The sequence below is a fragment of the Planotetraspora sp. GP83 genome (assembly GCF_041262585.1).
GTDB lineage: Bacteria > Actinomycetota > Actinomycetes > Streptosporangiales > Streptosporangiaceae > JAOEGB01.
In genome coordinates this window covers 25419-44607 of record NZ_JBGCBZ010000037.1, presented here as the reverse complement: position 1 = coordinate 44607, position 19189 = coordinate 25419, and the positions used below count along the sequence as shown (strand labels likewise).

Sequence of the window (19189 nt, the reverse complement as noted above, 5' to 3'; positions counted from 1 at the left end):
ATCATCGACCCCACACGCGACTACCAACCCCAGTACACAAAGAAACCCCCGAACCCGTAGGTTCGAGGGTTTCCGATGTCTTGCGACATCACATGGGTCGGGGTGGCGGGATTTGAACCCACGGCCTCTTCGTCCCGAACGAAGCGCGCTGCCAAGCTGCGCTACACCCCGGTGGCTCAGGAAATCGCCCTGCGCCTCGGCAAGTCTAGCGGACTTTGGCCATGCTTGTGCCATCAGCGAGCCGGGCGGCGGGGCACGAGTGTGAGCAGCGTGGCCTCCGGGGGGCAGGAGAAGCGGACCGGCGCGTAGGGCGAGGTGCCGAGCCCCGCCGACACGTGCAGCCACGCGCTCTCGTGCCGGCTCAGGCCCTTGACGCGGGCTCGGTCGATGCCGCAGTTCGTCACCAGCGCGCCGTAGAAGGGTATGCAGAGCTGGCCGCCGTGCGTGTGCCCCGCCAGCAGCAGCTGGTAGCCGTCATCGGCGAACCGCGTCATGTTCCGCGGCTCGGGCGAGTGCATGACGCCCAGCCGGAGGTCGGCGCGCTCGGGGGCCGGGCCGGCGATCTCGTCGTACCGGTCACGGTCGATGTGCGAGTCGTGGATGCCGCCCACGTGGATGTCCAGGTCGGCGACCTTCAGGCGGGCGGTCCGGTTGTTCATGTCCAGCCAGCCGGCCGCGGTCATCGCGGACCCGAGCTCATCCCACGGCAGGTTGGGGATGTGCTGCCGGGCGTCGTTCTTCGACGTACGCCACAGGTAGCGAGCGGGATTCTTGGGCTTGGGGGCGTAGAGATCGTTGGACCCGTAGACGAACAGGCCGGGCCGGTCGAGCAGGGGCTCCACCGCGCGCATGTACGGCCCGACCGCGTCGGGGTGCGCCAGCGTGTCGCCCGTGTTGACCACGAGGTCGGGCTGCAGGGACGCCAGTGACCGGACCCAGTTGATCAGCCTGGAACGTCCAGGTGTGAGATGAAGGTCGGAGATCTGCAGGATGCGGATCGGACGGTGTCCCGGAGCTAGCACGGGCACGTCGAAACGCCGCAGGCGGAACCAGTTGCGCTCCACGATGGAGGCGTAGCCAAGACCGGCCACGCCGAGACCGAGGAGGGACAGGGGCACCGCGGCAGCTTTCCTCACACAGCCATCATGCCTGACGCTCCTTCCTGCTCCGGCATAACGTGGCGAGAATCGGGCGGCTGACGCGGCAAGATGGACCTATGAGTGCGTTGAAGGACAAGCTGAAGGCCGACCTCGCGGCCTCGATGAAAGCCCGTGACGAGGTGCGTCTTCGGACGATTCGGATGGCCCTCGCCGCCGTGAACGTGGAGGAGGTCGCGGGCAGGCAGGCGCGGGAACTCTCGGACGACGAGGTCGTCAAGGTGCTGACCCGCGAGGCGAAGAAGCGCCGGGAGGCGTCCGAGGCCTTCGCCGACGCGGGCCGCGCCGAGCAGGCTCAGGCGGAGCTGGACGAGCAGGCCGTCCTGGAGGAGTACCTTCCCGCCCAGCTCTCCGACGAGGAGCTGGGCCGGCTCGTGGACGAGGCGATCGCGGAGAGCGGCGCGGAGGGGCCCAAGGCGATGGGCCAGGTCATGAAGGTCCTGAACCCGAAGGTCGCGGGCCGGGCCGAGGGCGGCCGCGTCGCCCAGGCCGTCCGCGCCCGCCTCTCCAGCTGACCTCGAAGTCCTCCCCTTCGGCGTGAGGGGAGGACTTCCGCGTCAGTGGGTGGCCGGAACGATCCCGAAGGGGTTGTCGCCGCCGTCGCCATGGCCGTTGCCGCCGTCGCCCCCATCACCGCCATCTCCGCCGTCTCCATGGTCGCCGCCGTCTCCGTGGTCGCCGTGGTCGGGCCGCTTCGGCGGGGGAGGGGCGCACTGCTGGCTACACCCACCGAACCGCGACATGTCCGGCGCGACGAACGACGTCGGGTCGGTGTTCTTGAGCGCCGCCAGGAAGGTGGCCTTCCAGATGGGGCCGGGGATGCTGGCGCCGAAGACCGAGCCGTACGACCGTCCGCCGATGACCTGGTTGCTGAGGGGATACCGCACGGGGCCGCGCGGGTCGCCGAGGCTGACCGCTCCGGCCAGGTCCGGGGTGTAGCCCGCGAACCAGACGGTCCGTGACTGGTCGCCCGTTCCGGTCTTTCCGGCGGCGTCTCTGCCGATGCCGCCCACCTGCGCCATGGTGCCCTTGGTGAAGACGCCCTGGAGAATGTTGCTGGTCGCGTCGGCGATCTCGGGCTCCAGCACCTGCTTGCAGTCCGGTTTGAACGGCGTGACCTTGTTGAACCGGTCGGTGATCTCGGTGATCGCCATCGGCGGGCAGTACTTCCCGCGTGCGCCGAGTGTGGCGTACGCGGTGGCGACCGTCACCGGGTCCATCTCGTTGAAGCCGAGGGTGAAGGTCTGGAACTCGCGGAGCTTCTGGCCGTCTGCGCGCTTGATGCCGAGGTCCTTCGCGGTCTTGACGACGTCGCAGAGGCCGACCTTCCGCTCCAGCGTCATGAAGAAGGTGTTGATCGAGCCCCACGTGCCGGTCTGCAGGGTCTTGAATCCGCCGCCGCCCTCGGAGTTGTGCTGGTCGGCGGTCGGGTCGCCGACGTTCTCGCCCTTGCAGTTCTTGAAGTCCGAGTAGCCGTTGGCCCGGAACGAACTGCCGATGCTGAAGCCGTCGTTGAACTTCATGCCCTCCTTGAGGGCGGTGATCAGCGTGAAGACCTTGAAGGTCGAACCGGCCTGGAAGCCCGTGCCGCCGCCGTGTTCGCTGTCGGCGACGATGTTGAACGACATCTCGTTCTTCTTGCGGTTGGTGCCGAACTTCCGGCTCGACGCCATCGCCCGGATCGCGCCGGAGCCCGGCTCGACGAGCGCCTCGGACGCCACCGGCTTGTCCGACGGGTGGACGTACTTCTTGATCGCCTTCTCGGCGGCCTTCTGCATGTCCCGGTCGATCGTGGTCCTGATCGTGAGGCCGCCGCGGTTCAGGAACTCCCGCCGGGCCTTCTCCGTCTTACCGAACCGCGTGTCGTGCAGGATCTCGTTCTGGACGTACACGCAGAAGTACGGGAACTCGCTCTCCTCGCACCCGCCGGGGATCGGCTTGTCCTTGTATCCGAGCTTCTTCGCCTTGGCCTCAGCGGCCTCCGCCGGCGTGATGATCTTCAGCTCGGCCATCCGGTCGAGCACGGTGTTGCGCCGGTCGATGAGGCGCTGCTTGTTGTCCTTACCCAGGTTCGGGTCGGTCGCGTTCGGGTTCTGTACGGCTCCCGCCAGCGTGGCCGCCTGGGTCAGGTCCAGCTCGGAGGCGTGCTTTCCGAAGAACCGCTTGGCGGCGGCCTCGATGCCGTACGCGCTCGCGCCGAAGTAGGCGATGTTGAGGTAGCGGTTGAGGATCTCGTCCTTGCTGTACTTCTTCTCGACGGCCATGGCGTAGCGGATCTCGTTGAGCTTCCGCGAGAAGGTCGGCGCGATGGCGGCGGCCTTCTCCTCGTCGGTCTCGGCCTTGTTGAAGATGACCTGCTTGACGTACTGCTGGGTGATGGACGAGCCGCCCTGGGTCACGCCGCCTCTGGTCAGGTTCTTGACGAGCGCGCGACTCGTGCCCTCGAGGTCGAGCGCGCCGTGCTCGTAGAAGCGGAAGTCCTCGATCGCGACGATGGCCTTGCGCATGATCGGCGCGACCTTGTCCAGTGGCACAGACTCCCGGTTCTGGTAGTAGAACTGGGCGATCTGCTTGCCGTTCGCGTCGAGCAGCGTCGTCTTCTCGGGGAGCGGCGGTTCAGCCAGGTCCTCGGGCGCCAGGCGCAGAGCCTCGGTGGCCGACTTGACCGTCACGCCGGCGCCGCCGACGCCGGGCAGCGCGATCGCGGCGGCCAGCAGCCCCGCCACGCCGGCCGCGGCGATGAGCCGCAGGACGTTCGCGAACGCCGACCCCTCAGCTTTGCCTCTCGCTTGCACGAAACCAAGGGTACGTCGGAAGAGGCGCTCGATCAGCATCGGCACGCATTACCCATTCACGGGGGGGACTAGTCATTCCCGGCCACATGGCCTGACATGACCATGCAAGAAATTGGTCCCCCCGGGGTCTGTCGGATCGATCGTCTCGTTGCGTACTTTCTCCTCTGCGGCTACTGCAACAAGGAGGCTCGACGCCCGCGCCCGTCGGCCGAAATGACGACTGACCACCTAAGGGGAGTGGGGTCGAACATGTGGATCACGGATTGGACCTCCCGTGCCGCCTGCCGAGGAGCGGATCCTGACGCGCTTTTCGTGCAAGGCGCCGCGCAGAACCGGGCGAAGCTGATCTGCCGAGGATGCCCTGTCCGAACCGAGTGCCTCGCCGATGCGCTGGACAACCGCATCGAGTTCGGGGTGTGGGGCGGGATGACAGAGCGGGAACGCCGAGCGCTGCTGAGGCGCCGGCCCGACGTCGACTCCTGGCGCGACCTGCTGGAGTCGGCGAAGGAAGAGTACGAGCGCACCAACGAGCTGATCGCTGGCTGATGCGCCTCCTATGACGCGAGGAGTTGTCCGATCTGGCGGAGACCCGCCAGATCGTGCACATCCTCCGGCATCGCGGGGACCTGCGCCATGGGCACCGTGGGGTGCGCCGAGGTGAAGTGCTCCTGCTCCCGCTGTTCCCGGGCGGCCAGTTGCATGCGGGCGGCGTGCAGGCGAAGCACGGCGGCCGTCAGCTCGTGCTCGCCCTTGGCCTCCAGGTCTTCGGCGGCCGCGGAGCTGCGCGCGGCCGACAGGCCCTGCGCCCGCGACAGGTGCACGCGGTTCACCACGACTCCGGCGAGGGGCATGCGCTCCTCGGCGAGCCGTTCCACGAAGTACGAGGCTTCCCGCATCGCGTCGCGCTCGGGGGCCGCCACGACGAGGAAGGCGGTGCCGGGCGCCTGCAGCAGCCGATAGGTCTGGTCGGCGCGCTGCCGGAAGCCCCCGAAGACCGCGTCGAGCGCGGACACGAACATCTGGATGTCCTTCAGCACCTGCGCGCCGAGCACCTTCGTCAGCATTCCGGCGACGATGCCGAAACCCGCGTTGAGCACCTTGAACGCGCTCCGGCCGCCGACCTTCGCGGGCGCCGTCAGGATGCGGATGAGCCGTCCGTCGAGGAACCGGCCGAGCCTCTCGGGGGCATCGAGGAAGTCGAGCGCCGACCGTGACGGCGGCGTGTCCACCACGATGAGATCCCAGTCGCCGGACCGGCGGAGCTGGCCCAGCTTCTCCATGGCCATGTACTCCTGCGTGCCGGAGAAGCTCGACGACAACGACTGATAAAAGGGATTTGTCAGGATTTGCTGGGCACGCTCGGGATCGGCGTGAGCCTCGATGATCTCATCGAAGGTCCGCTTCATGTCGAGCATCATCGCGTGCAACTCGCCGCCGGCGCTGTTGACGTCCGTGACCCGGCGGGGAGTGTTGTCGAGCTCGGTGAGCCCCATCGACTGGGCCAGCCGCTTGGCGGGATCCACGGTCAGCACGACGGCCGACCGGCCGCGCTCGGCGGCGCGCAACCCCAGCGCCGCCGCCGTCGTGGTCTTCCCGACGCCGCCCGACCCGCAGCACACGATGATCCGCGTGTTGTCGTCGTCCAGAATGGCGTCGATGTCCAGCGCGGGCGTGCTCCTGCTCACAGGTGAACCTCCCTCATGCGGCGCCCTGCTTGCGGATGGCCTCGGCGAGCTCGTAGAGGCCGGCCAGGTCGTCGGCGCCCTCGGGCAGCAGCGGCAGGTCGTAGCATGGCACGCCCGCGGCCTCCAGCGAGCCACGCTCGCGCTTCTCCAACTCGGTGCGGCGGGCGTGCTCGGAGACCTCCTGGGCCAGAGCCTCGGCGACATTCGAGGCGTCGGCCTTGCCGTCCGCGAGGCCGGCGGCCTTCAGCCCCAGCATCAGCTCGGAATGGTCGAACCGGTTGTGGTAGGCCGCGTCGAGCACGGAGGCGGGCAGGACCGCCGGCCGCACCATGTTGATGAAGATCCCGCCGACCGGCAGCTTCGCCGTATGCAACTCGGCGATGCCGTCGAGCGTCTCCTGGACGGGCATCTCCTCCAGGAGGGTCACGAAATGCACCGCGGTGTCGGGGGAGGCGACGACCCCGCGCACCATGTCGGCGTGGTTCCTGACCGGCCCGACCCTCGCGAGTCCGGCGACCTCCTGGGTGACGTTGAGGAACCGGGCGATCCGTCCCGTCGGGGGAGCGTCCATGACGATCGCGTCGTACACGCGATTGCCCGACTTGTCGCGGCGCCGTACGGCTTCGCTGGCCTTGCCCGTCACGAGGACGTCGCGCAGGCCGGGGGCGATGGTCGTAGCGAAGTCGACCACGCCCATCTTGGTGAGCGCCTTGCCCATGCGCTTGATGCCGTAGAACATCTCGAGGTATTCGAGCAGGGCCTCTTCCGGGTCGAGGGCCAGCGCGTACACGTCCCCGCCGCCGGGCGCCACGGCGATCTTCCGCTCCTCGTACGGCAGGGGCGGCAGGTCGAAGATCTGGGCGATGCCCTGCCGTCCCTCGACCTCCATGAGCAGCACCTTGCGGCCGCCCGCGGCCAGGGCGAGCGCGAGCGCCGCGGCCACCGTGGTCTTCCCGGTGCCGCCCTTACCGCTCACGACGTGCAGTCGCACGCCGTCCCAGTCGATGTCACGAGCTGTTTCTGCGCCCACGTTCCGAAGGCTACCCAACGGTCACATCCTGATTCACAGGGGTGGTGTCCGAGGGGAACCTTGTGGTACGGCTCACGCGTCGATTGGGTAAGACCCGATTAAGGGCGCTCCCCCCACAAAGGAGGTACCGACCATGGAGTCGGTGCTGATCGCGTTGGTTCTCGTACTGGGCTTTCTGCTACTCATCGCGGTGGCCCGGGGCGTGCGAATCGTGCAGCAATTCGAGACGGGCATCGTCTTCCGGCTGGGCCGGATCCAGCCGAGCGTCCGGGGCCCCGGCCTGCATCTGATCGTGCCGCTGATCGACCGCATGCAAAAAGTGAATATGCAAATCATCACGATGGGCGTGCCCGCGCAGGAGGGCATCACTCGTGACAACGTCTCGGTGCGTGTCGACGCGGTCGTGTACTTCCGGGTCATCGACCCGATCAAGGCGGTCGTCAACGTCCAGAACTACCTGTTCGCCGTCTCCCAGGTCGCCCAGACCTCCCTGCGCTCCGTCATCGGCCAGTCCGAGCTCGACCAGCTCCTCTCCGACAGGGACGCCCTCAACGCCCAGCTCAAGAGGGTCATCGACGAGCCGACCGAGGGCCCGTGGGGCATCCGGATCGAGCGAGTCGAGATCAAGGACGTCGCCCTGCCGGAGGGCATGAAGCGGTCGATGTCCCGCCAGGCCGAGGCCGAGCGGGAGCGGCGGGCGCGCATCATCACGGCGGACGGCGAGTTCCAGGCGTCCAAGCGCCTCGCCGCCGCGGCACGCGAGATGTCGTCCGACCCGGCGGCGCTGCAGCTTCGCATGCTGCAAACCGTGGTGGAGGTCGCCGCGGAGAAGAACAGCACGCTCGTCATGCCGATGCCGGTCGAGCTGCTGCGCTTCTTCGACCGGATGGCTCCGGCGGCCGAGCGGCCCGCGGCGGCGTCCGAGCCCACGGTGGAGGAGCCCGAGCCGATGGAGGAGCCCGAGCCGGTGGAGAAGGCGCTCGAGGAGCTGCCGGCCATCGACCCCCCGGTTGAGCTCCTGGAAGGACAGGAGCGGCGGGGCGTCCAGCCTCGATAGCCTGTCCGCATGACCAAGTGGGAATATGTCACGGTGCCGCTGCTCACCCATGCGACCAAGCAGATTCTGGACAACTGGGGTGAGGACGGCTGGGAGCTCGTCTCGGTGATTCCGGGGCCCAACCCGGAGCAGCTTGTCGCCTACATGAAGCGGCCCAAGTGATGAGCACGCCGGAGCAGCGGATCGAGGAGCTCGGGCTCGTGCTGCCCGACGTCGTGCCCCCGTTGGCCGCCTACGTGCCGGCCGTACGGACGGGTGACTACGTGTACACCTCCGGCCAGCTCCCCTTGGTGGGAGGGAAGCTCGGCGTCACCGGCAAGGTCGGCGCGGAGGTCTCGGCCGAGGAGGGGCGGGAGCAGGCCCGCATCTGCGCGATCAACGCCTTGGCGGCGGTCAGGTCCGTGGTGGGGGACCTCTCGAAGGTCGTCAGGATCGTCAAGGTGGTCGGGTTCGTCGCCAGCGCGCCGGGCTTCACGGGACAGCCCCAGGTCGTGAACGGCGCGAGCGAGCTGCTGGGAGAGGTCTTCGGGGAGGCCGGTACGCACGCGCGAAGCGCCGTGGGCGTCGCCGTACTGCCCCTGGACGCTCCCGTGGAAGTCGAGATCGTCGCCGAAGTCCGCGCGTGATATCCCCCGCCCACGACGCGGCGACCGTGGTGCTGCTCCGTGAGGATCCGCTTGAGGTCTACCTCCTCAAGCGGACGGCGACGATGGCCTTCGCGGCGGGGGCGTACGTCTTTCCCGGGGGTTCGGTGGACCCCCGGGACAGCGACCACGCGGTCGCCTGGGCCGGTCCCTCACCCGCCGAGTGGGGTGAGGCCTTCCTGGCCGACGAGAGGACGGCGCGCGGTCTCGTCTGCGCCGCCGTACGGGAGACCTTCGAGGAGTCGGGGGTGCTCCTCGCCGGGCCGGACGCCGCGACCGTCGTGGCGGACACCACCGGCGAGGACTGGGAGGCCGACCGGCTGGCGCTGATCGGCCGCACGCTCTCGTTGGCGGAGTTCCTCGACCGCCGGGGGCTCGTGCTCAGGTCCGACCTGCTCAAGGCGTGGGGGCACTGGATCACGCCGGAGGTCGAGACGCGGCGGTTCGACACCCGGTTCTTCGTGGCGGCCCTTCCGCCCGGCCAGCGGACGCGTGAGGTGGGAGGCGAGGCCGACGCCGTGGCGTGGATGAAGCCCGAGATCGCACTCGCCCGCGCCCTGGCGGGGGACATCCTCATCATGCCGCCGACGTTCCAGACATTGACCGAGGTGGCGGCGTTCGAGACGATCGACCACGTGTTCGCGCACGAACGGAAGATCATCACCATCATGCCCATCGCTAAGGACGGTGAGATCATCGTGACCGCCGCCCCGGAGGACATCGCGTGAGCGGGTTGCGCATCCCCGTGGACGGGCCGGACGGGTCGGGTACGGCCAACGCCGTCAACCTGCTCGCCCCCAACCCGTCGCCCATGACGCTCGACGGAACGAACACCTGGGTCATCGGGCGGGCGGAGGCCGTGCTCGTCGTCGATCCGGGGCCGGATGACGACGCGCACCTCAAGCGGGTCGCTGGCCACCTGTCGGACCGCAGGGTCGAGGCGATCCTGCTCACCCACGGGCACCCCGACCACAGCGGAGGCGCCGGGAAGCTCGCCGAGATGGTCGGCGCGCCGGTCCGCGCCCTCGACCCCCAGCACCGGCTGGGCGACGAAGGGCTGGGTGACGGGGACGTCCTGACCGTCGACGGCCTGGAGCTCAGGGTGGTCGGCACGCCGGGGCACTCGTTCGACTCGCTGTGCTTCTGGCTCCCCGAGGACCGGGCCATGCTGACGGGAGACACGATCCTGGGCCGCGGCACGACGGTCATCGCGCCCGACGGCGATCTCGCCGACTACCTGCGCAGCCTCGACAAGCTCAGGCAGCGTGCCGAGATGCTGGAGGCGGAGGCGCTGCTACCGGGCCACGGGCCCGTGCTCCCCGACCCGATCGGCGTCCTCGACGGCTACATCGCGCACCGGCGGCAGCGGCTGGAGCAGATCCGCGAGGCCATCCGCCAGGGGGCCAGGGACGCGCACGAGATCGTCGAGATGGTCTACGCCGACGTGGACCGGTCACTGTGGCCCGCCGCGGAGATGTCCGTGGCGGCCCAGCTCAACTACCTCAAGACGCTCTAGCGGGAGCGGTTGTAGAGCCGCTCCATATCCATGATCACTACAGCCTTGGCCTCGATCCGCAGCCAGCCGCGCTGGGCGAAGTCGGCCAGGGCCTTGTTGACCGTCTCCCGCGAGGCGCCCACGAGCTGGGCCAGCTCCTCCTGGGTGAGGTCGTGGTGGACCCGGACGCCGTCGTCGACCTTCTGCCCGAAGCGGTCGGCCAGGTCGAGAAGCTGCTTGGCCACGCGGCCCGGCACGTCGGTGAAGACCAGGTCGGCCAGCACGTCGTTGGTACGGCGGAGCCGCTGGGCCAGGGCACGGAGCAGGTGCAGGGCGACCTCGGGACGGCCGGTCAGCCAGGGCCGCAGGTCGTCATGGCCGAGCCCGGCCAGCCGTACGTCCGTCAGGGCGATGGCGGAGGCCGTACGGGGGCGGGGGTCGAACAGCGACAGCTCGCCGAACATCTCCCCGGGGCCGAGCACGCTCAGCAGGTTCTCACGGCCGTCGGGAGCGGTGCGGGCAAGCTTGATCTTGCCTTCGAGCACAACGTAGAGCCGGTCGCCGGTCTCGTTCTCGCTGAACAGCGTCCGGCCCTTGGACAGCTCGACCTCGGTGATGCTGGTCCTCAGCGCCGCGGCGCTCTCTCGGTCGAGTGCGGAGAACAGGGGCGCCTTGCTCAGTACGTCTTCGGTGCTCACGATGCCTCCCTTCGCCATTGTGACCCACCCGGTCCGCGTAGGCTTACGGGGTGCCCCGCAAAGTCCCATCGGCTGGGGAGTCCCGGCTCGCTCTCGTACGCCGTGCCCGGCGGATCAACAGAATCCTGGCCGAAACCTATCCTGACGCCCATTGCGAGCTCGACTTCGGGAACCCCCTTGAGCTGCTGGTCGCCACGATCCTCTCGGCGCAGTGTACGGACAAAAGGGTCAATATGGTTACTCCGGTGCTTTTTGCGAAGTATCGGACAGCGGCCGACTACGCCGGGGCCGACCGCGCCGAGGTGGAAGAGATCATCAAGTCCACCGGGTTCTTCCGGGCCAAGACCACCAGCATCATCGGCATGGCCCAGGCCCTCTGCGAGCGCCACGGCGGCGCGGTGCCCGGCACGCTCAAGGAACTGGTCAAGCTGCCCGGCGTCGGCCGCAAGACCGCCAACGTGGTGCTCGGCAACGCCTTCGGCGTCCCCGGCATCACCGTTGACACCCATTTCCAGCGGCTCACGAGACGATTTGGCTGGACCACTGAGACCGATCCCGTCAAAATCGAGCACGAGGTCGGCGACCTGATCCCCAAGCCGGAGTGGACGATGCTGTCCCACCGGCTGATCTGGCACGGCCGCCGCATCTGCCACGCCCGCAGGCCCGCCTGCGGTGTATGCCCGGTCGCCGCGCTCTGCCCGTCGTACGGCACGGGCCCCACGGATCCCGAAGAGGCCAAGAAACTCATCAGGACCGGTCCGTTCTCATAGGAGGTCGTCGTCGTGGTTCCCCACTGGCTGACGGGTCTGGCGGCGAAGGCCGCGCACACCCCCGTGCCGACGGCGTTGCGGCCGCCCGCGAACGGCGGAGGGCGGCACGCGGCCGTGCTTCTGCTGTTCGGCGAGGGGCCGAACGGGCCCGACATCCTGCTGATCCAGCGCAGCTCCAGGGGCCGCGTGCACGCCGGCCAGCCCGCGTTCCCCGGCGGCGGCGTGGACCCCGACGACGACGGCCCGATCGGCGCGGCCCTGCGCGAGGCCGAGGAGGAGACCGGCCTCGACCCGCACGGCGTCGAGGTGGTGGGGACCATGCCGGAGCTCTATGTGTGGCGCAGCGACAACCGGGTCACCCCAGTCCTGGCCTGGTGGCACACTCCCTGCGAGGTCCACGCCGCGTCCCCCGACGAGGTCGAGTCCGTCGAGCGGATCCCCATCGCCGAGCTCGTCGACCCGGCCAACCGGCTCCAGCTCCGGCTGCGCCACCCCCTCCCTTCCCCGGCGTTCCGCGTGCGCGGCCTGCTCGTGTGGGGATTCACGGCCGGAGTGCTCGACGGCGTGCTCACGGCCGCCGGGTTCGAGCAGCCATGGGACCGGTCACGGATCGAGGACCTGCCCCCCGAGGTCCTCGATCTTGCCGCCCGAGGCTAGCGTCAGGCCGAGCGACGCCCAGTCGGCGACGTCCTCGTCCGGGTCGTCCGCCAGCCGGCGCAGCGCCGCGAGACCCGCCGGGTCCGGCGGCTTGCCGAGGACGTTCGGCAGGGCGTAGGCGGCGCCGTACCGGACGGTGGCCTTGTCGTGCGTACACAGCTCGATCACCGACGGCAGCGCCCGCGGATCCCGCAGGTGGCCGAACGCGATCAGTACGGCGTACAGGACCTGGGAGTCGGTCTCGCTCGCGGCGAGGTAGCGCAGAATGGGAAGCGTCCGGTCGGCGAACGGCCGGTCGCGCCCGAGCTCTCCCAGTATGTCCACCCCGAGCACCCGCTCGGGGGCCGTGGCGCTCGCGCACAGCCGCCTGGCCACGGTGAAGGTCTCCAGGTCACCGCGTCCCTGCAGGACGGAGATCGCCTGCCAGCGCACGGCGCCGTCTGGATCCCTGTCGTTCAGCGCCATCTGGATGAGTTCGTCGACGCTTTCGCCCCCCATGACGTCACGATATCGAGCGGACCTCCGGGACGTCTGCACGGTGACGGGCGTGGCTGGATACCGTTGAGGCTGTGCGCGGTGATCTCCTCGACCTCATCCTGATCGGCCTGGTGCTGGCCTTCGCTGTGTCCGGATACCGGCAGGGCTTCATCATCGGGGCGTTCAGCTTCGTCGGTTTCGTCGGAGGCGCCTTCCTCGGCATGTTCATCGCGCCGCCGATCGCCGGGGCGATCGTCAGCGGCGACATCGAGAAGGCGCTGCTGGCCATCGTGATCGTCTTCCTGACCGCGACGATCGGGCAGTTCGCGTCGTCCACCATCGGGGCGGTGGTGCGCAGCCACGTGACCTGGGAGCCGGCGCGCATGGTGGACGCCTTCGGCGGCTCGGTGGCCAGCGGCCTGTCCGTCCTGCTCATCGCGTGGCTGCTCGGGTCGCTGATCGTGTCCATGAGCTTTCCCCTGCCGAAGGAGCAGGTCAACGGCTCGCTGGTCTGGCAGGCCGTGGACGACGCCATCCCGAACGGCGTGCGGGCCCTGCAGAAGCCGTTCCGGGACTTTGTGGATTCCTCGGAATGGCCCCAGGTGATCACCTCGATCGGCGGCCAGAACGTGGCGCCGCCCGACGAGGGAGTCCTCACCGGGAGCGCCGGCCTGACCCGGGCGCGCAGGGCCATCGTGAAGGTGCAGGGCACCGCTCCGAGTTGCCGCAAGCGCATCGAGGGCACCGGGTTCGTCTACGCGCAGCACAAGGTCATGACCAACGCCCACGTCGTCGCCGGGGTGACACAGGAGTTGCGGGTCACGGACTCGGACGGAACCTCGCACGACGCCCGCGTGGTGCTCTACAACCCGGACAGGGACATCGCCGTCCTTTACGTGCCAGACCTCCAGACGGGGTCGCTGCGCTTCGACTACTCGGCCCAGAGCCGGGACAGCGCGATCATCGCCGGATATCCCAAGGGCCACGGATTCACGCCGCTCGCCGCCAGGATCCGGGTCAAGCAGCGGGCGGAGTCGTACGACATCTACAACCAGCACAAGGTGGACCGCGAGGTCTACGCGATCCGGGGCAAGGTCCAGCCGGGCAACTCAGGCGGCCCGCTGCTCAGCCCCGACGGCAAGGTCTATGGAGTGATCTTCGCCGCGGCCACCGACCAGCCGGAGACGGGCTACGCCCTGACCGCCGAGGAGGTTCTCCCCGACGCGGAGGACGGCAGCGGCGCGGTCGTCCGGGTGGACACCCAGGACTGCGACTGACCCCTCACCATGCATGGGATGGGGGTGATCACGCATGGATTCCCTCGTCGCCGCCGTGACCAGCGCCCGCCTCGGTCGTGATCATGCACGAACTCCCGATCAATGCTCCTGACCTGGCCGAGTCCCCTCAGTGATCATGCAGGTGGCTCAGGACGAGGCCGATGGCCGCAGGTGGATCGACGACTCCTGTGTCGATGTCGACGATGATCCGGTCGGCGGCCAGAGCCAGCGCCTTCAAATCCAGTCCGTACGGCCGGCGGGAGCCGTACGTACCGAGACGGGCGGACCCGCGCGCCAGGAGAGCGGCGGCTCCCGACAGGTTGCCCCGCTGCACATGGGTCAGCCCGACGCAGATCTGGGCGAGCCCCTGCCAGAGCTCCCGCTCGTCGGCGGGGCCGGTCTTCCAGCGCGCCTCCAGCACCTCGTGTGCGTGGAACGGTCGTCCGGTGGACAGCAGCCGGCTGGCTTCGTCGAGCGCTTCCCGGGCATCCGGCGCGTAGTCGTCCGGGACGCGGGGCACGCCTTCCGCCCCGTGGGGCAGCGGCCTGCCGTACTCGTCGCGGGGACGTGAACTGCGCGGCCTGCCGGCTTCGTCACGGTCACGCATGATCTCTCTCCACATTGCATGATCACGAGTCAGCGGTCCGGTTCGGGGTCGGACAGCCAGGCGATCAGCTCGCTGTCGAACTGCTCCGGCCGCTCCTCGTGCGGGAAGTGACCGGCCCCCTCGATCAGCCTCCACCGGTACGGCGCGGCCACGAAACGGCTGGACCCCTGAGCCGTCCGGGGGAGGACGCGCGTGTCCAGGGCGCCGTGCAGTTGCAGGGTCGGCGCCTCGATCTCCGTGCGCATCCGCCGCACGTAGCGGACCCCGTCCGGCCGGAACTGCGACCGCGCGAACCAGCGGTGGTATTCCAGCGCGCAGTGCGCCACGGCGGGGATCTGGAACGCCTCCTGGTAGCGGTGGGCGACATCCTCCGGCGGCCACTCGGGCCCCGACCACTCGTCGATCAGGCGTCCCACCAGCGCGCCGTCGTCGGCCGTCAGCCGGTGCTCAGGCAGCACCGGAAGCTGGAAGGCCAGGCTCGGCCCGCTGGCCCTGAGCTGGCCGAGGGGGTCCGTGAGCAGCGCCGAGCGCATGCGCAGCGGATGCGGCGCGGACACCGGCACCAGCCGGCGCACCACCTTCGGGTCGAGCACGCTCATCGTCCAGGCCAGCAGCCCGCCCCAGTCGTGGCCGACCACGACGGCCCCGGTCTCGCCGAGGGCGCGGACCAGCCCGGCGGCGTCCGCGGCGAGGGTCGGCAGGTCATATCCCCGAGGCGGCTTGTCGCTCGCGCCGTATCCCCGCAGGTCGGCCGCCACCGCGCGGAAACCCGCCTTCGGCAGCGACACGAGCTGGTGCCGCCAGGTCCACCAGAACTGGGGAAAGCCGTGCAGCAGCAGGACGAGAGGGCCCTCACCCGCCTCGACCACATGGAACCGGGTGCCCCCGGCATGCACGGCGCGGTGGGTCCAGGGGCCCTCGACCTCTACGAGCGACTCGTCAAGTGACATCGGTCACGGACTCTCGGTGGGCGCCCACCTGCCCGGCGGTCGGCGGGGCGGGCGGCTTCGGCGCGCCCAGCTCGGCGACCTCTTCCTCGACGCCCGTCTTGAGGCTCTTCAGGGTCCGGGCGGTGCGCTTCATCCCGGCCAGGCCCTTGAGGCGGCGGTAGCCGACGAACACCAGGAGCGCGGCCACGACCAGGTAGAACACGGTGACGATGAGGAACGCGAGCCACGGGGCCAGCCCGAGCGCCACCAGGCCGTACGCGATCGCGAACGAGGCCAGGATCAGGCACAGGTGCGCGATGAAGGCGGCGGCGCCGAAAAGCCCGGCCGCCATGCCGACCCGCTTGGCGTCGAACTTGAGCTCGGCCTTGGCCAGCTCGATCTCGGCGCGGACGAGGGTCGAGACGTGATGACTGGCCTGGGCGACCAGCGCACCGAGCGATTCTTCCTCGGGCATCGGCGATCTCCTATCTGCGACTATCAGACATCATCTCGTGTCCGCCTGCGTACGCGCACGTGAAGCAGTGCCGCGGCCAGCACCGAGGCGGCGAAGCTGGCGATCAGTACCGCCGTGGTCACCCGGTGCGCTCCCTGGAAGGCCCTGTCCCCGATGAGCAGGGAGACCGTGAAGCCGATCCCGGCGAGCACGGAGACCGCGGCCAGATCGCGCCAGTAGAGGTCCTCGCTGATCCTCGCGAAGCCGAGCCGCACCGACAACCAGGCGCCGCCGAACACTCCGATGAACTTGCCCACGACCAGCCCCACTATGACACCGAGGGCGATCCCGTCGGTGAAGACGGACCCCAGTGACTGCGGGTCGAGCCGTACTCCGGCCGCGAGGAAGGCGAAGACCGGCACGGCCACCCCCGCGGAGATCGGCCGGACGACGTGGTCGGCCCGCGCGGCGGGGGAGCGTTCCCCGTCTTCCTCGCCGTGGACGCTCGTCAGCAGCCCGCACAGCACGCCGGCGACCGTCGGATGCACGCCGCTCTCGTGCAGCAGCACCCATGCGCCCACTCCGAGCGCGATGAACACGAGGGGGCTCCTGAGCCCTCTGCGCTGCAGGAACCAGTAGACGGCGAGCATGAGCGCCGCGCCGAGTAACGGCACGAGATGGACCTGATCGCTGTAGAAGAGGGCGATGATGGTGATCGCCCCGATGTCGTCCACGACGGCGAGCGTGAGGAGGAACGCCCGCAACGCGTCCGGCATCGCCGAGGCCGTCACGGCCAGCACGGCCAGCGCGAACGCGATGTCCGTGGCCGTCGGGATCGCCCAGCCCCTCGCGGCCCCGGGGACGCCGTGGCTCACCGCGAGATAGAGGATCGCGGGTACGGCCATGCCGGCCATGGCCGCCACGATCGGCAGGACGGCGTCCTTCAGCCTGGACAGCTCGCCATGGACGAACTCCTCCTTGACCTCGATCCCGGCGACGAAGAAGAAGATCGCGAGCAGCCCGTCCGCGGCCCATTGGTACACCGTGAGACCCAATGGGCCCGGGACGGCGTTCCTGAGCGTCTCGTACGCGGCCGACCAGGGCGAGTTGGCCCAGATGAGCGCGGCGGCTGTCGCGATCAGCATGATCACGCCGCCGATCGTCTCGGTACGGAGGGCCTCCGCGAGCTGGCGGGCGTACCAGGCAGTGGGTCTCAGCGGCCAGTTCTTGGCGGTGCGGCGCATGATCTCCTCGGTGGCGTGGGACGTCATGGGGCGACTTGCCTGCTCGCCGACCAGACTTCCCGGCACACCCGCCACAAGGCTACCCGGGTACGCGAAAGGCGCGGGCGCCGCATGCGCCCGCGCCTTCTACTCGATCAGTCCTCGCTCTTGGCGGTCGGCAGCTTCTCGGAGATGAGGCTCATGACCGAGCTGTCCGTCAGCGTGGTCACGTCGCCGAGGGAGCGGTTCTCCGCCACGTCGCGCAGCAGACGTCGCATGATCTTGCCGGAGCGGGTCTTGGGCAGTTCGGGCACGACCATGATCTGGCGCGGCTTGGCGATCGGGCCCAGCGTCTTCGCCACGTGGGCGCGCAGTTCGGTCGCGATGTCCTCGCTCTCCTCCGCGCTGCCGCGCAGGATCACGAACGCCACGATGGCCTGGCCGGTCACCGGGTCGGTCGCGCCCACCACGGCTGCCTCGGCCACCTTGGGGTGGCTGACCAGCGCGCTCTCGACCTCGGTGGTCGAGATGTTGTGGCCGGAGACCAGCATGACGTCGTCGACCCGGCCGAGGAGCCACAGGTCGCCGTCCGAGTCGCGCTTGGCGCCGTCGCCGGGGAAGTACATCCCCTCGAAGCGCGACCAGTAGGTGTCGATGTAGCGCTGGTCGTCGCCCCAGATCGTGCGGAGCATGGACGGCCACGGCTCCCGTACGACCAGGAAGCCGCCACCGCCGTTGGGGACGGACTTGCCCTCGTCGTCGACCACGTCGGCCACGATGCCGGGGAGCGGCCGCATGGCGGCGCCCGGCTTGGCCTCGGTGACGCCGGGGAGCGGGCTGATCATCATGGCGCCCGTCTCGGTCTGCCACCAGGTGTCCACGACCGGGCAGCGGCTGCCGCCGATGTGCTCGCGGTACCAGACGTACGCCTCGGGGTTGATCGGCTCACCGACCGATCCGAGCACCCGGAGAGACGACATGTCGAACTTCGCGGGGATGTCGTCGCCCCACTTCATGAACGTCCGGATGGCGGTCGGGGCCGTGTAGAGGATCGTGACCTTGTACTTCTGCACGACCTCCCAGAACCGCCCCTTGTGCGGCGTGTCCGGGGTGCCCTCGTAGATGACGCTGGTCGCCCCGTTGGCGAGCGGGCCGTACACGATGTAGGAGTGCCCGGTCACCCAGCCGATGTCGGCCGTGCACCAGTAGATGTCGGTTTCGGGCTTGAGGTCGAAGACCGCGTGGTGGGTCCAGGCGGTCTGGGTGAGGTAGCCGCCCGTGGTGTGGAGGATGCCCTTCGGCTTTCCGGTGGTGCCGCTGGTGTAGAGGATGTACAGCGGGTCCTCGGCGTCGTGCGGCAGTGGCTCGTGCTCGGCGGGCTGCCGGTCCACGAGGTCGTGCCACCACACGTCCTTGCCGGTCGTCGCGACGTCCTGCCCGGTCCTGCGCACGACGAGCACGTGCTCGACTCCCGGGCACTCCGCGACCGCCTCGTCCACCGTCGGCTTGAGCGCGCTGGGCGCCCCTCGCCGGTAGCCGCCGTCGGCCGTGATGACGACCTTCGCGTCGGCGTCGTCGATGCGGCTCTTGAGCGCCGCCGCCGAGAAGCCGCCGAACACCACCGAGTGGATCGCGCCGATGCGGGCGCAGGCCAGCAGCGAGATGGGCAGCTCGGGGATCATCGGCATGTAGATCGCGACCCGGTCGCCCTTGCGGACGCCCAGCTCCTCCAGCGCGTTCGCCGCCTTGGAGACCTCCTTCTGGAGGTCCGCGTACGTGATCGTACGGCTGTCGCCCTCGGGCTCCCCCTCCCAGTAGTAGGCGACCTTGTCACCCCTCCCGGCCTCGACGTGGCGGTCGACGCAGTTGTACGCGACGTTCAGCTTGCCGCCGACGAACCACTTGGCGAAGGGGGCCTTCCACTCCAGCGTGGTCTCCCAGCGCCGGGCCCATGCCAGCCGTTCGGCGGCGCGCTCCCAGAAGGCGAGCCGGTCCTCGGCCCCCTCCTCGTAGGCGCCGGCCGTGACGTTCGCGGCCGCCGCCAGGTCGGCTGGTGGGGCGAACCGCCGCGTCTCGTTCAGCAGGTTCGACAGAGTCTCCTGTGTCTCCTGACCGGGGGTCTGACCGGGGGTCTCCGTGGCCACTCCGTACTCCTTTACGTTTCTGTCGGCCGCCTCGGCCAAGTTTGCGTGTCCCACTTCACCAGGCCAAGGGCGTCAAGTACAAGTAATCGG

21 protein-coding genes and 1 tRNA gene are annotated in these 19189 nt (G+C 69.3%); 10 read left to right on the top strand and 12 right to left on the bottom strand.

The window, feature by feature from the left end; translation table 11 throughout:
- Nucleotides 1-97 precede the first annotated feature (97 nt).
- Nucleotides 98-171: transfer RNA gene (locus tag ABH927_RS32930), tRNA-Pro, on the bottom strand.
- A 62-nt stretch (nucleotides 172-233) separates the two neighbouring features.
- Nucleotides 234-1136, bottom strand: coding sequence for a metallophosphoesterase (locus ABH927_RS32925; protein WP_370028168.1), 903 nt, complete (start codon nucleotides 1134-1136; stop codon nucleotides 234-236).
- Nucleotides 1137-1216: 80 nt separating this feature from the next.
- Between ABH927_RS32925 and ABH927_RS32920 the strand changes: the two genes are divergently transcribed.
- Entirely contained in the window at nucleotides 1217-1672 is a 456-nt protein-coding gene (locus ABH927_RS32920; protein ID WP_370028166.1) for a GatB/YqeY domain-containing protein, read from the top strand.
- Between the two features lie 42 nt (nucleotides 1673-1714).
- On the opposite strand, the gene ABH927_RS32915 is transcribed toward ABH927_RS32920, so the two are convergent.
- Nucleotides 1715-3952: a transglycosylase domain-containing protein gene (locus tag ABH927_RS32915; protein WP_370028163.1), complete on the bottom strand. Its 2238-nt coding sequence runs from the start codon at nucleotides 3950-3952 to the stop codon at nucleotides 1715-1717.
- Between the two features lie 249 nt (nucleotides 3953-4201).
- Here ABH927_RS32915 and ABH927_RS32910 point away from each other — a divergent pair, with 249 nt between their 5' ends.
- A complete protein-coding gene (locus tag ABH927_RS32910) occupies nucleotides 4202-4498 on the top strand; it encodes a WhiB family transcriptional regulator (protein ID WP_036326687.1) in 297 nt (98 codons plus the stop codon).
- Nucleotides 4499-4506: 8 nt separating this feature from the next.
- Here the strand turns inward: ABH927_RS32910 and ABH927_RS32905 are convergent, their stop codons facing one another.
- Together ABH927_RS32905 and ABH927_RS32900 are read right to left on the bottom strand one after the other, a co-directional pair.
- Nucleotides 4507-5637: an ArsA family ATPase gene (locus tag ABH927_RS32905; RefSeq protein ID WP_370028159.1), complete on the bottom strand. Its 1131-nt coding sequence runs from the start codon at nucleotides 5635-5637 to the stop codon at nucleotides 4507-4509.
- Between the two features lie 13 nt (nucleotides 5638-5650).
- Complete coding sequence (locus ABH927_RS32900) at nucleotides 5651-6667, bottom strand: ArsA family ATPase (RefSeq protein ID WP_370028156.1); 1017 nt, start codon at nucleotides 6665-6667, stop codon at nucleotides 5651-5653.
- Nucleotides 6668-6800: 133 nt separating this feature from the next.
- Between ABH927_RS32900 and ABH927_RS32895 the strand changes: the two genes are divergently transcribed.
- Genes ABH927_RS32895 through ABH927_RS32875 form a run of 5 tightly spaced genes read left to right on the top strand, consistent with a single transcriptional unit; the run spans nucleotide 6801 to nucleotide 9884 of the window.
- Nucleotides 6801-7724, top strand: a complete 924-nt coding sequence (locus ABH927_RS32895) for a slipin family protein (protein ID WP_370028153.1) — start codon at nucleotides 6801-6803, stop codon at nucleotides 7722-7724.
- A gap of 9 nt (nucleotides 7725-7733) precedes the next feature.
- Nucleotides 7734-7886, top strand: a complete 153-nt coding sequence (locus ABH927_RS32890; RefSeq protein WP_076440089.1) for a DUF4177 domain-containing protein — start codon at nucleotides 7734-7736, stop codon at nucleotides 7884-7886.
- The gene (locus ABH927_RS32885; RefSeq protein ID WP_370028150.1) at nucleotides 7886-8350 is read left to right on the top strand and encodes a RidA family protein; all 465 of its coding nucleotides are present in this window, start codon (nucleotides 7886-7888) and stop codon (nucleotides 8348-8350) included. Before ABH927_RS32890 ends, ABH927_RS32885 begins: the two co-directional genes overlap by 1 nt.
- Nucleotides 8347-9096, top strand: a complete 750-nt coding sequence (locus ABH927_RS32880) for an NUDIX hydrolase (protein WP_370028147.1) — start codon at nucleotides 8347-8349, stop codon at nucleotides 9094-9096. The genes ABH927_RS32885 and ABH927_RS32880 overlap by 4 nt, the downstream gene beginning before the upstream one ends.
- Entirely contained in the window at nucleotides 9093-9884 is a 792-nt protein-coding gene (locus ABH927_RS32875; RefSeq protein WP_370028144.1) for an MBL fold metallo-hydrolase, read from the top strand. The genes ABH927_RS32880 and ABH927_RS32875 overlap by 4 nt, the downstream gene beginning before the upstream one ends.
- Here ABH927_RS32875 and ABH927_RS32870 read toward each other — a convergent pair.
- Complete coding sequence (locus tag ABH927_RS32870; protein WP_261585354.1) at nucleotides 9881-10579, bottom strand: Crp/Fnr family transcriptional regulator; 699 nt, start codon at nucleotides 10577-10579, stop codon at nucleotides 9881-9883. The genes ABH927_RS32875 and ABH927_RS32870 overlap by 4 nt on opposite strands.
- Nucleotides 10580-10611: 32 nt before the next feature.
- Between ABH927_RS32870 and nth the strand changes: the two genes are divergently transcribed.
- Nucleotides 10612-11331 carry an endonuclease III gene (gene nth, locus ABH927_RS32865; protein WP_370028141.1) on the top strand — a complete coding sequence of 240 codons (720 nt, stop codon included), beginning with the start codon at nucleotides 10612-10614 and terminating at the stop codon, nucleotides 11329-11331.
- Nucleotides 11332-11343: 12 nt separating this feature from the next.
- Nucleotides 11344-11988: a CoA pyrophosphatase gene (locus ABH927_RS32860; protein WP_370028139.1), complete on the top strand. Its 645-nt coding sequence runs from the start codon at nucleotides 11344-11346 to the stop codon at nucleotides 11986-11988.
- On the opposite strand, the gene ABH927_RS32855 is transcribed toward ABH927_RS32860, so the two are convergent.
- A complete protein-coding gene (locus ABH927_RS32855; RefSeq protein ID WP_370028137.1) occupies nucleotides 11935-12486 on the bottom strand; it encodes a HEAT repeat domain-containing protein in 552 nt (183 codons plus the stop codon). The genes ABH927_RS32860 and ABH927_RS32855 overlap by 54 nt on opposite strands.
- A 71-nt stretch (nucleotides 12487-12557) precedes the next feature.
- Here ABH927_RS32855 and ABH927_RS32850 point away from each other — a divergent pair, with 71 nt between their 5' ends.
- Entirely contained in the window at nucleotides 12558-13742 is a 1185-nt protein-coding gene (locus tag ABH927_RS32850; protein ID WP_370028134.1) for a MarP family serine protease, read from the top strand.
- Between the two features lie 127 nt (nucleotides 13743-13869).
- Here the strand turns inward: ABH927_RS32850 and ABH927_RS32845 are convergent, their stop codons facing one another.
- The 5 genes from ABH927_RS32845 to acs form a co-directional block, all read right to left on the bottom strand.
- Nucleotides 13870-14349, bottom strand: a complete 480-nt coding sequence (locus ABH927_RS32845; protein WP_370028131.1) for a DUF309 domain-containing protein — start codon at nucleotides 14347-14349, stop codon at nucleotides 13870-13872.
- 29 nt (nucleotides 14350-14378) lie between these two features.
- Entirely contained in the window at nucleotides 14379-15299 is a 921-nt protein-coding gene (locus ABH927_RS32840) for an alpha/beta fold hydrolase (RefSeq protein ID WP_370028128.1), read from the bottom strand.
- Nucleotides 15289-15753: a phage holin family protein gene (locus ABH927_RS32835; RefSeq protein WP_370028125.1), complete on the bottom strand. Its 465-nt coding sequence runs from the start codon at nucleotides 15751-15753 to the stop codon at nucleotides 15289-15291. The genes ABH927_RS32840 and ABH927_RS32835 overlap by 11 nt, the downstream gene beginning before the upstream one ends.
- A 23-nt stretch (nucleotides 15754-15776) precedes the next feature.
- Nucleotides 15777-17003, bottom strand: coding sequence for a Na+/H+ antiporter NhaA (nhaA, locus tag ABH927_RS32830; protein ID WP_370028122.1), 1227 nt, complete (start codon nucleotides 17001-17003; stop codon nucleotides 15777-15779).
- A 107-nt stretch (nucleotides 17004-17110) separates the two neighbouring features.
- A complete protein-coding gene (gene acs / locus ABH927_RS32825; protein ID WP_370028120.1) occupies nucleotides 17111-19099 on the bottom strand; it encodes an acetate--CoA ligase in 1989 nt (662 codons plus the stop codon).
- Nucleotides 19100-19189 lie beyond the last annotated feature (90 nt).